A 13,954-nucleotide genomic window follows, 5' to 3' on the forward strand; every position below is an offset into this window, starting at 1 on the left:
CTTCGCGGGCTTGCCCGCTCCCACAGGTTCACCACTGGTTTTGAGTGCTGCGCAGTACTGTGGGAGCGGGCAAGCCCGCGAAGGGGCCGGACCTGCCCATGCATCATCCTGCCCCCTCTTCCCGGCCCATGACCTATCGCTATATAGTTAAGGATATAACGATAAGCCCCAAGGAGCTGTCTTCATGCGTATCTGCCCGCCCCACGTGGCTGCCACCGCCCTGGCCAGCCTGCTTGCCCTCAACACTGCCTGGGCCGATGAAGTCCAGGTCGCGGTCGCAGCGAACTTCACAGCCCCTATCCAGGCCATTGCCAAGGACTTCGAGAAAGACACTGGCCACAAGCTGATTGCTGCCTATGGCGCCACCGGCCAGTTCTACGCACAAATCAAGAATGGCGCGCCGTTCGAGGTATTTCTCGCTGCCGACGACAGCACCCCAGCCAAGCTCGAGCAGGAAAACGCGATTGCCCCGGGCTCACGCTTCACCTACGCCATCGGCACCCTGGCGCTGTGGTCGGCCAAACCCGGCTATGTCGACGCCAACGGCGAAGTGCTGAAGAACAACCAGTTCAAGCACCTGTCCATTGCCAACCCGAAAACCGCGCCCTACGGCCTGGCCGCCACACAGGTGCTGGACAAGCTGAAGCTGACCGAAGCCACCCGGCCCAAGCTGGTCGAAGGGCAGAACATTACCCAGGCGTTCCAGTTCGTATCCACCGGCAACGCCGAGCTGGGCTTTGTCGCCCTTTCGCAAATCTACAAGGACGGCAAGGTCGAAAGCGGTTCGGCCTGGATCGTTCCCTCGTCCCTGCACGAACCCATCCGCCAGGACGCGGTAATCCTCGAAAAAGGCAAGGACAACCCCGCCGCCAAGGCCCTGGTCGACTACCTGAAAGGCCCGAAAGCCGCGGCAGTGATCAAATCCTACGGTTATGAAATCTGATGCCACTGGATGCCAGTGACCTGGGTGCCATCTGGCTGACCGTGAAACTGGCCAGCATGACCACCCTCATCCTGCTGATCGTCGGCACGCCCATCGCCTGGTGGCTGGCGCGCACGCGCTCGTGGCTGCGCGGGCCGGTGGGCGCGGTGGTGGCCTTGCCGCTGGTACTGCCACCCACGGTGATCGGTTTCTACCTGCTGATCGCCCTCGGCCCAAATGGCTGGCTGGGCCAGGCGACCCAGGCGCTGGGCCTGGGCAGCGTGGTGTTCAGTTTTACCGGCCTGGTGATAGGCTCGGTGATCTACTCCATGCCGTTCGTGGTCCAGCCGCTGCAGAATGCCTTCGGCGCCATTGGCCAGCGCCCGCTGGAAGTGGCCGCGACGCTGCGCGCCAGCCCCTGGGACACCTTCGTCCACGTGGTGCTGCCGCTGGCCCGTCCGGGCTTCATCACCGCCAGCATCCTCGGTTTCGCCCACACGGTGGGCGAGTTCGGCGTGGTGTTGATGATTGGCGGCAACATTCCCGACAAGACACGCGTGGTCTCGGTGCAGATCTTCGACCATGTCGAGGCCATGGCCTATTCGCAAGCGCACTGGCTGGCCGGTGCCATGCTGGTGTTCTCGTTCCTGGTGCTGCTCTTGCTTTACGCAGGACGCCGCGGCAAGGCTGGCTGGAGCTGAAATGAGCGCATCGATTGTGGCGCGCCTGCAACTGGCACGCGACGACTTCACCCTGGACGTAGACCTGCACCTGCCCGGCCGTGGCATCAGTGCGTTGTTCGGCCACTCCGGTTCTGGCAAGACCAGCTGCCTGCGTTGCCTGGCGGGGCTGGAACGGGCCGCCAGCGCCTACATCGAGGTCAACGGCGAAGTCTGGGAAGACAGCGCCCGCGGATTCTTTCTGGCACCACACCTGCGCCCGGTAGGCTACGTGTTCCAGGAGGCCAGCCTGTTCCCGCACCTGTCGGTACGCGGCAACCTGGAGTTCGGCTGGCGCCGGGTGGCCGCTGCCGAGCGCAAGGTCAGCCTAGACCTGGCCTGCCAGCTGCTGGGTATCGGCCACTTGCTGGCACGCCGGCCGGCGACCTTGTCCGGTGGCGAGGCGCAGCGGGTGGGCATTGCCCGCGCCCTGCTCAGCAGCCCGCGCCTGCTGTTGATGGACGAGCCACTGGCTGCCCTCGACGGGCCGCGCAAACGCGAAATCCTGCCCTACCTGGAACGCCTGCACGACGAACTGGACATCCCGCTGGTGTATGTCAGCCATGCCCAGGAAGAAGTGGCGCGGCTGGCCGACCACCTGGTGTTGCTGGAGCAAGGCCAGGCAGTGGCCAGCGGCCCGATCGGCGAAACCCTGGCCCGTCTCGACCTGTCGCTGGCCGAGGGCGAGGATGCCGGCGTGGTGTTTGAAGGCCTGGTGGTGGCACATGACGCGCACTACGACCTGCTCGACCTGCGCCTGCCCGGCAACGACGGGCCGCTGTTGCGTATCACCCACCCTGCCCAGGTGATGGGCAGCACCTTGCGGGTCAAGGTGCAGGCGCGTGACGTCAGCCTGGCCCTGGCAGCTGACAGCACTTCGAGCATTCTCAACCGCTTGCCGGTGCGCGTGCGCGAAAGCCGCCCGGCCGCCAACCCGGCCCATGTACTGGTCAGCCTGGATGCTGGCGGCAATGCCTTGCTCGCGCGCATCACCCGCTACTCGGCAGACCAGCTCGGCCTGCACCCGGGCCAGGTGCTGTTTGCCCAGATCAAGTCGGTGGCGCTGCTGGGCTGAGCATCGGCCCCGTCGCTGGTGTCCATTGATCAGTGACCTGATCGAGGCCTGCCAACCATGCTTGACTGCCCCCTGCCGCGCACCCTGCACTACGTCGATGACAGCCAGCCGGGCCTGACCCGGCGGCGCTGGAGAGGGCGCTTCATCTACCTGGATGCCGACGGCCAGCGAGTGCGCGACAGCGATACCCTTGCCCGCATCGCTGCACTGGCAATCCCCCCGGCCTATACCGAGGTGTGGATCTGCGCCGACCCGCAAGGCCACCTGCAAGCCACAGGTCGCGATGCCCGTGGCCGCAAGCAATACCGCTACCACGCGCAGTGGCGCGAAATACGCGACCAGCACAAGTACGGGCGCATGCTGGCGTTTGCCCAGGCCCTGCCGAAATTGCGCGCACAGCTGCACGACCACCTTGCCCGACCAGGCCTGGACCGGGAAAAGGTGATGGCGCTGGTGATCAGCCTGCTGGACCACACCCTGATCCGCATCGGCAACCAGCGCTACCTGCGTGACAACCAGTCCTATGGACTGACCACCCTGCGCAACCGCCATGTCGAGGTGAAGGGCAGCAGCATCCGCTTCCAGTTCCGCGGCAAGCGCGGCGTCGAGCACAACGTCAGCCTCAACGATCGGCGACTGGCCAACCTGCTCAAGCGCTGCATGGAACTGCCCGGCCAAGCGTTGTTCCAGTACCTGGACGACGACGGCCAGCGCCATAGCGTCGGCTCCAGCGAGGTCAACCAGTTTCTGCAGCAACTGACCGGTGCCGACTTCACCGCCAAGGACTACCGCACCTGGGCCGGTAGCAGCCTCGCCCTGGACCTGCTGAGGCCCTTGGCCTGGGAGCCCGAGAGCGAAGCCAAGCGCCAGGTCGCCGCCATCGTCCGTCAGGTAGCATCACGCCTGGGTAATACACCGGCAGTGTGCAGGCGCTGCTACATTCACCCGGCTGTACTTGAACACTATGCCCTGGGGCGCCTGGCCAACTTGCCGAAGAACCGTGTGCGCAAAGGCCTGGACCGTGAAGAAGTAGCCTTGCTGTTATTTCTTCAGGCACTCGAGGAACAGGATGACCATTAACCCGGTCTATTCAGACCATGATGCGAAGAAATTTCCCATTGGCCGCCAAGCCCCCTATTCTTGCCACCGAGCACCTTGGCCGACAAACCGCTGGCGGTTTGCTTCGGCACCTGCGACTGAAGACACGCAACAGAATTTGTCTGTCGGGGAATTACTATCCGCCGAAAGCGTCTTTAATGAGAAGGAAGAGGGACAAGCTCCCGCCGCCGTGGCAACTAGCCCGACGGACTTTTACATCACCAAGGAGAACTACATGCTGATACTCACCCGCAAGGTTGGCGAAAGCATCGTCATCAACGATGACATCAAAGTCACCATTCTGGGCGTCAAAGGGATGCAGGTGAGGATCGGTATCGATGCACCGAAAGACGTCCAGGTCCATCGAGAAGAGATCTTCAAGCGTATCCAGGCCGGCAGCCCGGCCCCGGAAAAGCACGACGACTCGCACTGAGCGACCTGCCTCAAGCCGCACGGACGCGCTTGATCGCGCCGCGCCTCAGGTGCCCAGCAGTTCGCGCACCTTGGCGATCATACAGTCCATGTCGAACGGTTTGTCGAACACCGCGGCGAACAGTTCCGGGCATCCCTGGTTGGCCTGCGCGCCACTCATGAGGATGACCGGCAACTCGCTCAAGGCCGGGTCTTCACGCATCGAGCGCACAAGCTCCTCACCGTTGAGCAGTGGCATCATGTAGTCGGTGATGACCAGCTGAACGCGCTTTTCCTTCAGTGCCTCCAGCGCCTTGCAGCCGTTGCTCGCCTTTTCCACCAGAAAACCCTCGTCCTCCAGGGCAAAGCCGAGGATGTCGGCAATCAGGTACTCGTCATCGACGATCAGGATGGTGTTCATCGCCCGCCCCGTCACCCGCTCCCCTGCGGCACCGGCGTTCCCGAAAGCACACCGCAGGCGCCTTCGAACGCCTTGCGCAGGGTAATGCCTTGCGGCCCGATCAGCAGCTCGTGCAAGGCAGGGTCATGGTGGCTGTCACGCACCTTGAGGATCGACAGCATGCGCCGCAGCTGCGAATCCAGCTCGACGAAGCGCATCAGCATCAAGTTGTCGACGATGCTCGACAGGTCCGGGGCTGGCGCGCTGATTTCCGCGCCGAATATGTCGCGCATTTCCCAGGTCAGCATCACGCTGACATCGCGCGCGCGCAGTTCGCCGACCAAGGCGCGGAAAAACGCATTGAGCCGCGCCGGGTCGATGGCCAGGCGGCTGAACGCCCCCAGGCTGTCGATCAGCACGCGCTTGCTGCCTTGCGCTTCGAGCCGCTCGAGCAGGCGCGCACCGACCTGGTCCAGCAGGCCCTCGGTAGTCGGCTGCCAGCAAAGCTGCAGGATGCCAGCCTGCTCCATGGCTGCAAAATCGTAACCCAGCGACGCGGCCTTGATACGCAGGCGCTCCGGCGTTTCGTAAAAGCCGAAATGCAGCCCCGGCGCCTGCAGGCTGCTGGCACCGAGAAATGCCAGGCCCAATGACGTCTTGCCAATACCCGAGGGCCCGATCAGCAGGCTGACCGAGCCCGTGGCCAGGCCGCCACCGAGCATTTCATCCAGGGTCGCCACCCCGCTGCCGATGCGCTGCAAGGTGGCGCTGCCCGCCTGGCTGGGGTGGCTGAACAGTGACTCCAGGCGCGGGTATACATGCATGCCGGTTTCATCGATGAGGCATTCATGGCGCCCCGACAACGCCGCACTGCCCCGCGTCTTGCGCAGCTGGATATGACGCACGGCGCGGCTGCCAAACAGTTGCTCGCCCAGTTCGATCACCCCGTCGACCATCGTGTGCTCCGGGCTACCCTCTTCCAGCCGGGCGCTGGTCAGCAGCAGCACGGTGCAGCCCGCAAAGGCCGCATGGCCCTGAAGTTCAGAGACGAATTTCTTGGTATCCAGCGCGGTTTCCGCACGCACCCGGGCATTGAGCACGCCATCGACGATCAGCAGGCTGGCCTGCTGGCGGGCGATTTCCTGGCGCAGCAGCCGTACCACGGCGTCCAGGCCTTCCTGCTCCAGGGTATCGAATGCACTGACGAACTGGATCGGGTCGCCGACCAGCGCCGGGTCGAAGAACTCCAAAGTCGCCAGGTACTGGAACAGCCGCTCGTGCGACTCGCTGAGCAAGGTGGCCACCAGCACCCGGCCACCACCGCGCACATGCCCGCAGGCCAGCTGATTGGCGAGGATGGTCTTGCCCGCCCCCGGCGGGCCCTGAATGATGTAGGACGCGCCAGCCACCAGGCCACCCTGGAGCAACGCATCGAGCCCATCGATCCCCGTCACCAGCCGCCTGAGTGCCTGTGCCATGGTGTTCTACCTGTCGAGTTGGCTGTCCGTGTGCTGATAGATTGGCAAGTAAAGCTGCATGCAAGTTCCCCGGCCGGGCTCACTGTCGACGCAAATGGCACCACCGCTCTGCCTGGCAAAACCATACACCTGGCTGAGGCCCAGGCCAGTCCCCTTGCCAAAGGGCTTGGTAGTGAAAAACGGTTCGAAGATCCGCGGCAGTACCGCTGGCGCGATGCCCTCGCCGCTGTCTTCGACCTCAAATCGCACAAACCCGCCGTGCAGGCCCTCCACCTCACCGGTCAGTTCGACCACCTCGACGGTCAAGCCGATCCGGCCCTGCCCCGTGATGGCATCGCGGGCATTGAACAACAGGTTGAGCAGTACCATCTGCAATTGCCCGGCATCCACCTCGATCAGGGGCAGGTCCGGTTGCAGCACCACCTCCAGGTCAATCGATCCAGGCAGCGCATGCTCCAGTAGACCACGGGTGGCGGCAACAAGGTTCGCCGGGGCGACGCAAGCCACATCAAGCTTGCGGTGGCGGGCAAAGCTGAGCAACTGCTGGGTCAGCTCGGTGCCCCGCTGCCCGGCATCGAGAATGTGCTGCAACATGCGCTGGGCGCGTGCCGGGTCCTGGGTGGCCAGCGCCAAGCGCGCCGAGCTGATGATGATGGTCAGCATGTTGTTGAAGTCATGCGCCAGGCCACCGGTCAACTGGCCGAGGGCCTCCAGCTTCTGTGCCTGGAACAGCTGGGCGCGCACCGCGTCCAGTTGCAGCGCCGTCTCGCGACGGTCGGTGATGTCCCGGGTCACCTTGGCCAGGCCGACAATCTGGCCCTGGTCATCGCGAATCACATCCAGGGCGGCCAGCGCCCAGAACTGCGTGCCATCCTTGCGTACGCGCCAACCCTCATCCTGCGCCACGCCCTGCTCCAGCGCCTGGCGCAGCAAGCGCTCCGGGCGGCCCTCGGTGCAATCCTGCGGGGTGAAGAACAACGAGAAATGCTGGCCGATCACTTCATCGGCACGGTACCCCTTGATACGTTGCGCGCCTGCGTTCCACGACACCACATGGCCGGAAGGATCGAGCATGTAAATGGCGTAATCCACCACCGACTGAACCAGCTGTTCATAGCGGTGGGCAGGCATGACAGGGTGGTCGAGACAGTCAGCTGAAACCATGCGAACTCCACCGGCACAGCAGGAGGGAAAACATTGCGAGGTTCAACGCCCAGGCTCAACCAGCACAAGGCTGATGCGCCGAGGCATTGCCACTTTCAGCAGCCACAAGCCGACCAGCAGGATAAGCCCTCCACCAGCCAGGGCCATCAGCCGCTGCGGTTGAGAGTGTTCGGCATCGAACCCAAGCATCAGCAGATAACCGCCCAGGCTGATCAGGCTCAGGTAGAGAAATGCCGCCAGCACGACGACCAGCACGAACAAAAGTCTCCACAATAGCCGTGGGTGCACTATACGCTCGGGAGTATCGGACAGAGTCATCACCGCACACTCTTTGGATCCAATAAAAGGGCAACAGTGGCGTAATGATAGCAAGGTGTCAATTGCCCATTCGATCGACCTTCATTCTGTTGATCATAGGCGCTGTGGTTGACTCAACTATAACAATGGGTTATAAAGCGCGCTTGATTGCGAAGCCCTTCTGCTTAGAAGCGAGCTGGTCGTTACGGCCCCTTCAAGCGTGCGAGTGTGGTGGAATTGGTATACACAGCAGACTTAAAATCTGTCGGCGTGAGCCTTGCGGGTTCGAGTCCCGCCACTCGCACCAAATTCCTTGCGAAGGCGCCCTTGCGGCGCCTTTTTGCTGCCCGCCAGCAATCCTTTGCGCAGCTGCTAGAGTGGTGCTTGTACCCGTCCACTGGAACGCCGCCATGCGCTACTCCCTGTTCGATGGTCAACGCGACATCATTATCCTGATTGCCCGTGTGCTGCTGATGATCCTGTTCGTCTTGTCTGGCTGGGGCAAGCTGACCGGGTTCGAAGGCACGGTCGGCTACATGACTTCACTGGGCGCTCCTGCCCCCATGCTGGCAGCGGCAGTAGCCGTGCTCATGGAATTCGCCGTTGGCATCCTGCTGATCCTCGGATTCTACACCCGGCCGCTGGCCTTCCTGTTTGCGTTGTTCGTGCTGGGCACGGCGCTGCTGGGCCACCCGTTCTGGAACATGGTCGACCCTGAGCGCAGCGCCAACATGACCCAGTTCCTGAAAAACCTCAGCATCATGGGCGGCATGTTGTTACTGGCGGTAAGCGGCCCCGGGCGTTTTTCGGTGGACGGGCGCTGAGTCAGTCGTCTTCGCAGTCGTCGAACCAGGCTGGGTGACCACGCTCTTCTTCATCAAGGTCATCCAGCGTTTCTTCGTCTTCCTCGATGTCATCCTCGACGCCTCGGGCATCGGCTTCTGCCTCAGTGTCGTCGTAGAGGAATTCGTGATCAAGCAGGTGATCATGTTCGGGTTCGTGCAGGTCATCTTCGTCGCGCATGCTGACTCCTGGGCTGGTGGCAGGCCTGTATAGGCGGATCGGCTGCACAGGTCAATGCATTACCGCTTAATGCTGGGTTAACCGGCCGGACCCAAGCTGCAGGCTCTCCCTTCAAACGTTGCTTGCCCGCCATACCCGGCGGGCTTTTTTATTGCTGCCACTCCCCCTGCGTCCAGTGCAGTGAAATCACATGGAACCCGGCCCATGCTGACCACACTCGAGCTGAGCCATGCATGACAAGTCCATCACCTGAGCTTCACAAAATGCTGACATCCCGCTGGGCACACTAACCCTGCTCCCTATGTTCTTACAGCCCGCCGCATCGTTGCCGCGGGCTTTTCTTTTTGTGGCATGCACAGTGCCTCTGACCATGACCTGAGGCAGTTTTACCGTATCGGCCCAGGGCTATGCTTAGCCGGCGATAAGCAAGCCCATTCGGAACAGGATACGGAGGCTCGTATGAAAGCTGCTGTTGTTGCACCAGGCCGTCGCGTGGAAGTGGTGGAGAAAACCCTGCGCCCCCTCGAGCACGGTGAAGCGCTGCTGAAGATGCAATGCTGCGGTGTGTGCCACACCGACCTGCATGTGAAAAATGGCGACTTCGGTGACAAGACCGGTGTGGTGCTAGGTCACGAAGGCATCGGCGTGGTCCAGGCAGTAGGGCCAGGCGTCACCTCGCTCAAACCGGGCGACCGCGCCAGCGTGGCCTGGTTCTACCAGGGCTGCGGGCATTGCGAGTATTGCAACAGCGGCAACGAAACCCTGTGCCGCGAAGTGAAGAACTCCGGCTACACCGTGGACGGCGGCATGGCCGAAGCCTGCATCGTCAAGGCCGACTACTCGGTCAAAGTGCCCGACGGGCTCGACTCCGCTGCCGCCAGCAGTATTACCTGCGCCGGCGTCACCACCTACAAGGCGGTGAAGATCTCCAACATCCGCCCCGGCCAATGGATCGCCATCTACGGCCTCGGCGGCCTGGGCAACCTTGCCCTGCAATATGCCAAGAACGTCTTCAACGCCAAAGTGATCGCCATCGACGTCAACGAAGAGCAACTGCGCTTCGCCAGCGAGATGGGCGCTGACCTGGTCATAAACTCACGCACCGAGGATGCCGCCAAGGTCATCCAGGCCAAGACCGGTGGCGCCCATGCCGCCGTGGTTACCGCCGTTGCCAAGGCCGCCTTCAACTCGGCCGTTGACGCCCTGCGTGCGGGTGGTCGCCTGGTTGCGGTCGGCCTGCCGTCGGAAGCCATGAACCTGAACATCCCTCGCCTGGTGCTGGACGGTATCGAAGTGATCGGCTCGCTGGTCGGTACCCGCCAGGACCTGCAGGAAGCTTTCCAGTTTGCGGCGGAAGGGAAAGTGGTGCCGAAGGTGACCCTGCGACCGATCGAGGATATCAACCAGATCTTCGATGAGATGCTGGAGGGCAAGATCAAAGGGCGGATGGTGATTCAGTTCGAGGGGTGATGACCCATGTGCGCTGGCTGTTGGTGCAGCGCACACTTCCCTGAAATGGGCGCGCCTTAGGTCCTGGTTTCAGGTAAGCGCTATGCTTGATACACGATTTTATCCAAGTCGTGGTTTGTAGTCGGTTCGCAAGCAGAAGACTGGCTAGCACATCGGAGTGAACGTATGGGCATCCGCAGCTTGGCAAAAAACCTGCCACCCGACCCGGACAATGACGGCTGGGTACTTGGATGGGGCGTACTGAGAGACCGGCATCCCTGGCATTTCGTCGATGTGTTTGCCGACCAGAGGGCCGCCAGGGCCGAGGCGGTGCGCCGCGGGGCAGGCTATGTTGTGGAGTTCGGCTCGCACCGCCTGGGATCGGATGAATTCGTTTGTGGGATATCCCCGCCTGAAGGCTAGCGTTTGAATGGGCGGAGCGGCGGGCGATGGATCCTAGGGCCGTAGTCGACAGACAGCTATCGACCCATAGCGGAAATCTGTAACCAGGGCCGCTTCGCGGCCCATCGCCGGCAAGCGCGGCTCCCACAGCTACAGCGCATGCCTGAAGGCTGGTGATATTCCTGTGGGAGCTGGCTTGCCGGCGATGAGGCCGGTACTGACTACAGAGCTTTGGATCAGTGTCCGCCGTGGGTCGAAAGCAGCCTTTCAGCAAAGGTATGAAACCAACAACTTGATAGATCTGACTAGTCGACAGGGCCGACATGCCCTGGTCGGCGTTACCCCTTGGTCAGATCAACCAATGGCGTCTGCCGCACCTCGGTTTCGCGCCCACCTTGTATCTCGCCAACCTGCTTCAAGGCCTTGTCCACTGCCACCTTGTCCGCCAACAAGCTGTAGCTGATGTGGAACTGCCTGTGTTCCTTCGGCCCGATTGTCGGCACCAGGTTCAGTGGCCGCTGGTAACGGCGGTTGTAGGAAAAACTCGTCCCCGGCTCGAGCCCGGTCACATAACCCTGGCCTTGTGTATCGGTATTTTTCCACAGGGAAAATACAGGCAATGTCCGAGTATTGAAGCCGACCGAAACGCCCAGATTGCCAGCCTTGTCATGCAACACGGCCAATGTATTGCCCTGGTCATCGGCATACGGCACCACGTTGTAAACCGTTTCGTCATAGTCCTTGGTAGGCGCTCGGTAGGTTTGCCAGTCGGGCAGATCTGCCCTTGCCTTGTCGTTGAATGGCGACACCTGTTTCACTGGCGCGGCAAAACGAGCGCCCTGCTCCAGAAACGGGGTGCTGAAGTTACTGTGATAAAGCGCCTGGTATTCCTTCGGATAGTCACCGTTGTTGGTCAAGGTGTCGTTGAGGGCGAACTTCACGCTGCCGGGTTCGGTGACCAGTTCGGTCACGACGGAGAAGTCGACTTTCTTGAATGCCTGCTCTTTCAGTACACCACGCAAGGTAATGGCGTAAGGGGGCTTCTCATCAATGTGCAGGGTGACTTGGTTCGCAGGAGTGTTGGCAGCCCGACCGTGCAGGGTCAGCAGTTCGCCGTTGTCGACGCCAGGGTGGCCGACCCATTCGTAACCGCAGCGGGTGACCAGTTCATTGAAACCTTCCAGCCAGCCCAGGCCATTGCGCCCGTTGAGGTCGATGAAGGACGGGTTGACCACTTCCTTGACCGGCGAATCCCAGCCCATGCGCACATTGCCGACCGACGCCTGCAAGACGTTCATTCCACGGGTGGGCACGACCGAAAGTTTCATCGTACCGTTATCGATGTCGACGATGCTGACACCCTCTTGCCGACCGCCGTGCAAGGTGCGCAAGGTAACGCTGAAGGGCTTGTCGGTTTTTACGCCAAGTTGCTGGCTGGTGATCTGCCAGTTCTGGGCGGCTTTGTCGGTGTCGAGCAAAACGTAATCCCAGGCCAGGGTGTTGGAAGCCGCAGTCAGGGCGCCAAGCGCAACGAAGAGTTTGAGGAGGGGCATGGCAGGTTGCCTTTCTTGGAGTTGTTCCCTTTTATAGACTCGAAGAAACGTTTCAGCAAGCTAGCCAGGCGATGCTTTCGATTGGCACGGGTTTCTTTAGCTATTTTCGGGGAGTAGCCTCGGCACAGTGAATCTTTCGAGCCCGATCAGGTTATCAACCTTGTGAAGGCATCAGAGAAACAGAAAAACTGCACAACTCGATAGAATTTTCATTGCCATGCCAGACGGTTTCCCTGATTTGCCCTCGCTGAACGCGTTGCGTGTTTTTGAAGTGGTGGCTCGCCGCTTGAACTTCCGTGTGGCTGCCGAGGAACTGGGTGTGACCCAGGCGGCAGTTGCCCAGCAGATACGCGGGCTGGAAGCGAGCCTGGATCTGCGTTTGTTTGAACGCCTACCCCGCGGTTTGGCGTTGACTGATGCAGGCCTGGGCTATAGCGGGAGCATTCGAAGTGCACTGGCCATGATCGACGAGGCAACACGCCTGCTTCGGCCACAGACTTCTCACCTGACAGTCAGCGTTACACCTACCTTCGCCTCAAAATGGCTGATTCCCAGGCTCGGCAATTTTGCGCAGAGTCATCCAGACATCGATTTGCGTGTGCTGGCAACCGATCGGCTGTCGCACTTCAGCACCGATGGTGTGGATATCGCTGTCCGTTATGGCAAGCCCGAGTTCGGAGCGGGCTTGAATAGCGAACTGCTGATGGAGCAGCTAATCGTTGCGGTGGCCAGCCCAAAGCTGTTCGAAGGCAGCGAAATACCTGCAAGCTTTGCGCAATTGCAGGATTTCGTCATGTTGCACGATGCCCATAATTTCTGGCCTCAGTTCCTTGCAGAGCTGTTCCCACAACACATGCAGCCCACAGCCAGAAACCTGCGTTTCAATCAGACGTCATTGGCCATTGAAGCGGCAATCAGCGGTCAGGGCATTGCCCTGGCCAGCCCTGCGTTCGTCGGTGATGACATTGCCGCAGGCCGGCTGATGCAGGTTTTTCCCCAGCAACTCAGGATCGACAAGTCGTTTTATCTGGTCTGGCCACGCAAGATGAAACAGCCAGACTCGTTGAGCGTGGTCCAACGCTGGCTCAAGCAACAAGCTGCCGATAGTTAATCTATCGTAATAGTGAAGTTTAGCTGTCTCCCTCACCAATGGGGCTGCTGCTAAGGTGAATGCACCTGAAAAATCAGCATTCAGAGATTGGAGGCAGCATGTCAGTAGAAAAAGTTGCAATTATCACGGCAGGTGGCAGCGGCATGGGCGCTGCGGCAGCACGACGCCTGGCCGCCGAAGGCTTCAAGGTTGGGGTTCTTTCCTCTTCGGGCAAGGGCGAGGCGTTGGCTGCCGAGCTCGGCGGTATTGGTGTAACCGGTAGCAACCAGTCGGTTGAAGACCTGCAATGCCTGGTCGACGCTGTCGTGGAGAAGTGGGGCCGTATCGATGTGCTGGTCAATAGCGCCGGCCATGGTCCACGCGCGCCAATCCTGGAAATCAGCGACGAGGATTGGCACAAGGGCATGGATACTTACCTGCTCAATGTCATTCGCCCTACTCGGCTGGTGACGCCTTACATGCAGCGTCAGAAGAGCGGAGTGATCATCAACATCTCCACTGCCTGGGCGTTCGAACCCAGCGAACTGTTCCCGACTTCTGCGGTATTCCGCTCGGGCCTTGCCGCGTTCACCAAGATCTTCGCCGACAATTTCGCCGGCGATAACGTGCGTATCAACAACGTCCTCCCTGGCTGGATCGACAGCTTGCCGAGCACCGAGCAACGCCGCGACAGCGTGCCGCTCAAGCGCTACGGCACCAGCGAAGAAATCGCTGCGACCATTGCGTTCCTTGCTAGCGAAGGCGCGGCCTACATCACTGGGCAGAACATCAGGGTCGATGGCGGCGTAACACGCAGCATTTGATCGTCCGTGGCCGCAGCACTGCTGCGGCCCTCGTTTCATGGAACATGGT

The 13,954-nt window shown here is 61.2% G+C and carries 16 protein-coding genes and 1 tRNA gene; 11 read left to right on the top strand and 6 right to left on the bottom strand.

Features of this window, described 5'->3' with window-relative positions; genetic code table 11:
• Window positions 1–184 precede the first annotated feature (184 nt).
• The 5 genes from modA to csrA all read left to right on the top strand — a co-directional run bounded on the left by modA (window position 185) and on the right by csrA (window position 4,247).
• Window positions 185–943: a molybdate ABC transporter substrate-binding protein gene (gene modA / locus ACLCGK_RS15180; protein WP_410952295.1), complete on the top strand. Its 759-nt coding sequence runs from the start codon at window positions 185–187 to the stop codon at window positions 941–943.
• A complete protein-coding gene (gene modB / locus ACLCGK_RS15185) occupies window positions 943–1,623 on the top strand; it encodes a molybdate ABC transporter permease subunit (protein ID WP_061551762.1) in 681 nt (226 codons plus the stop codon). Before modA ends, modB begins: the two co-directional genes overlap by 1 nt.
• Before the next feature lies 1 nt (window position 1,624).
• Window positions 1,625–2,716 carry a molybdenum ABC transporter ATP-binding protein gene (modC, locus tag ACLCGK_RS15190; protein ID WP_410952296.1) on the top strand — a complete coding sequence of 364 codons (1,092 nt, stop codon included), beginning with the start codon at window positions 1,625–1,627 and terminating at the stop codon, window positions 2,714–2,716.
• A 57-nt stretch (window positions 2,717–2,773) separates the two neighbouring features.
• On the top strand, window positions 2,774–3,796 hold the full coding sequence (locus ACLCGK_RS15195) for a DNA topoisomerase IB (protein ID WP_013973191.1): 1,023 nt from the start codon (window positions 2,774–2,776) through the stop codon (window positions 3,794–3,796).
• Window positions 3,797–4,049: 253 nt separating this feature from the next.
• Window positions 4,050–4,247 (top strand): carbon storage regulator CsrA, encoded by a 198-nt coding sequence (gene csrA / locus ACLCGK_RS15200; RefSeq protein WP_004375914.1) that lies wholly within the window; start codon window positions 4,050–4,052, stop codon window positions 4,245–4,247.
• Between the two features lie 45 nt (window positions 4,248–4,292).
• On the opposite strand, the gene ACLCGK_RS15205 is transcribed toward csrA, so the two are convergent.
• From ACLCGK_RS15205 to ACLCGK_RS15220, 4 genes are read right to left on the bottom strand one after another with little or no spacing between them, the layout of a single operon-like run.
• Window positions 4,293–4,646, bottom strand: a complete 354-nt coding sequence (locus tag ACLCGK_RS15205; RefSeq protein WP_085622082.1) for a response regulator — start codon at window positions 4,644–4,646, stop codon at window positions 4,293–4,295.
• An 11-nt stretch (window positions 4,647–4,657) separates the two neighbouring features.
• Complete coding sequence (locus ACLCGK_RS15210; RefSeq protein WP_410952297.1) at window positions 4,658–6,103, bottom strand: ATPase domain-containing protein; 1,446 nt, start codon at window positions 6,101–6,103, stop codon at window positions 4,658–4,660.
• Window positions 6,104–6,109: 6 nt separating this feature from the next.
• Window positions 6,110–7,267, bottom strand: a complete 1,158-nt coding sequence (locus ACLCGK_RS15215) for a two-component system sensor histidine kinase NtrB (protein WP_410952298.1) — start codon at window positions 7,265–7,267, stop codon at window positions 6,110–6,112.
• Window positions 7,268–7,309: 42 nt separating this feature from the next.
• Window positions 7,310–7,585 (bottom strand): hypothetical protein, encoded by a 276-nt coding sequence (locus tag ACLCGK_RS15220; RefSeq protein WP_043935716.1) that lies wholly within the window; start codon window positions 7,583–7,585, stop codon window positions 7,310–7,312.
• 201 nt (window positions 7,586–7,786) lie between these two features.
• Here ACLCGK_RS15220 and ACLCGK_RS15225 point away from each other — a divergent pair.
• Window positions 7,787–7,871 (top strand) — tRNA-Leu (locus ACLCGK_RS15225).
• Between the two features lie 103 nt (window positions 7,872–7,974).
• Window positions 7,975–8,388 carry a DoxX family protein gene (locus tag ACLCGK_RS15230; RefSeq protein ID WP_015270882.1) on the top strand — a complete coding sequence of 138 codons (414 nt, stop codon included), beginning with the start codon at window positions 7,975–7,977 and terminating at the stop codon, window positions 8,386–8,388.
• 1 nt (window position 8,389) lies between these two features.
• Here ACLCGK_RS15230 and ACLCGK_RS15235 read toward each other — a convergent pair whose 3' ends face one another.
• Entirely contained in the window at window positions 8,390–8,587 is a 198-nt protein-coding gene (locus ACLCGK_RS15235; protein ID WP_015270883.1) for a hypothetical protein, read from the bottom strand.
• Window positions 8,588–9,046: 459 nt separating this feature from the next.
• On the opposite strand from ACLCGK_RS15235, the gene adhP reads away from it, so the two are divergent.
• Entirely contained in the window at window positions 9,047–10,057 is a 1,011-nt protein-coding gene (gene adhP, locus ACLCGK_RS15240; RefSeq protein WP_013973198.1) for an alcohol dehydrogenase AdhP, read from the top strand.
• Between the two features lie 165 nt (window positions 10,058–10,222).
• Window positions 10,223–10,459 (top strand): hypothetical protein, encoded by a 237-nt coding sequence (locus ACLCGK_RS15245; RefSeq protein WP_247846079.1) that lies wholly within the window; start codon window positions 10,223–10,225, stop codon window positions 10,457–10,459.
• Between the two features lie 317 nt (window positions 10,460–10,776).
• Here ACLCGK_RS15245 and ACLCGK_RS15250 read toward each other — a convergent pair whose 3' ends face one another.
• On the bottom strand, window positions 10,777–11,991 hold the full coding sequence (locus tag ACLCGK_RS15250; RefSeq protein ID WP_410952299.1) for an aldose 1-epimerase family protein: 1,215 nt from the start codon (window positions 11,989–11,991) through the stop codon (window positions 10,777–10,779).
• Window positions 11,992–12,208: 217 nt separating this feature from the next.
• On the opposite strand from ACLCGK_RS15250, the gene ACLCGK_RS15255 reads away from it, so the two are divergent.
• Together ACLCGK_RS15255 and ACLCGK_RS15260 are read left to right on the top strand one after the other, a co-directional pair.
• Window positions 12,209–13,102, top strand: a complete 894-nt coding sequence (locus tag ACLCGK_RS15255) for a LysR substrate-binding domain-containing protein (protein WP_013973201.1) — start codon at window positions 12,209–12,211, stop codon at window positions 13,100–13,102.
• Between the two features lie 98 nt (window positions 13,103–13,200).
• The gene (locus ACLCGK_RS15260; protein WP_410952300.1) at window positions 13,201–13,905 is read left to right on the top strand and encodes an SDR family oxidoreductase; all 705 of its coding nucleotides are present in this window, start codon (window positions 13,201–13,203) and stop codon (window positions 13,903–13,905) included.
• Window positions 13,906–13,954: the final 49 nt, after the last annotated feature.

Source organism: Pseudomonas sp. S1(2024) (genome assembly GCF_046557535.1).

Bases quoted from the DNA above. Each gene is read 5' to 3' on its own strand.
- modA (WP_410952295.1), top strand. From the start codon at position 185: ATGCGTATCTGCCCGCCCCACGTGGCTGCCACCGCCCTGGCCAGCCTG.
- modB (WP_061551762.1), top strand. From the start codon at position 943: ATGCCACTGGATGCCAGTGACCTGGGTGCCATCTGGCTGACCGTGAAA.
- modC (WP_410952296.1), top strand. From the start codon at position 1,625: ATGAGCGCATCGATTGTGGCGCGCCTGCAACTGGCACGCGACGACTTC.
- ACLCGK_RS15195 (WP_013973191.1), top strand. From the start codon at position 2,774: ATGCTTGACTGCCCCCTGCCGCGCACCCTGCACTACGTCGATGACAGC.
- csrA (WP_004375914.1), top strand. From the start codon at position 4,050: ATGCTGATACTCACCCGCAAGGTTGGCGAAAGCATCGTCATCAACGAT.
- ACLCGK_RS15205 (WP_085622082.1), bottom strand. From the start codon at position 4,646: ATGAACACCATCCTGATCGTCGATGACGAGTACCTGATTGCCGACATC.
- ACLCGK_RS15210 (WP_410952297.1), bottom strand. From the start codon at position 6,103: ATGGCACAGGCACTCAGGCGGCTGGTGACGGGGATCGATGGGCTCGAT.
- ACLCGK_RS15215 (WP_410952298.1), bottom strand. From the start codon at position 7,267: ATGGTTTCAGCTGACTGTCTCGACCACCCTGTCATGCCTGCCCACCGC.
- ACLCGK_RS15220 (WP_043935716.1), bottom strand. From the start codon at position 7,585: ATGACTCTGTCCGATACTCCCGAGCGTATAGTGCACCCACGGCTATTG.
- ACLCGK_RS15230 (WP_015270882.1), top strand. From the start codon at position 7,975: ATGCGCTACTCCCTGTTCGATGGTCAACGCGACATCATTATCCTGATT.
- ACLCGK_RS15235 (WP_015270883.1), bottom strand. From the start codon at position 8,587: ATGCGCGACGAAGATGACCTGCACGAACCCGAACATGATCACCTGCTT.
- adhP (WP_013973198.1), top strand. From the start codon at position 9,047: ATGAAAGCTGCTGTTGTTGCACCAGGCCGTCGCGTGGAAGTGGTGGAG.
- ACLCGK_RS15245 (WP_247846079.1), top strand. From the start codon at position 10,223: ATGGGCATCCGCAGCTTGGCAAAAAACCTGCCACCCGACCCGGACAAT.
- ACLCGK_RS15250 (WP_410952299.1), bottom strand. From the start codon at position 11,991: ATGCCCCTCCTCAAACTCTTCGTTGCGCTTGGCGCCCTGACTGCGGCT.
- ACLCGK_RS15255 (WP_013973201.1), top strand. From the start codon at position 12,209: ATGCCAGACGGTTTCCCTGATTTGCCCTCGCTGAACGCGTTGCGTGTT.
- ACLCGK_RS15260 (WP_410952300.1), top strand. From the start codon at position 13,201: ATGTCAGTAGAAAAAGTTGCAATTATCACGGCAGGTGGCAGCGGCATG.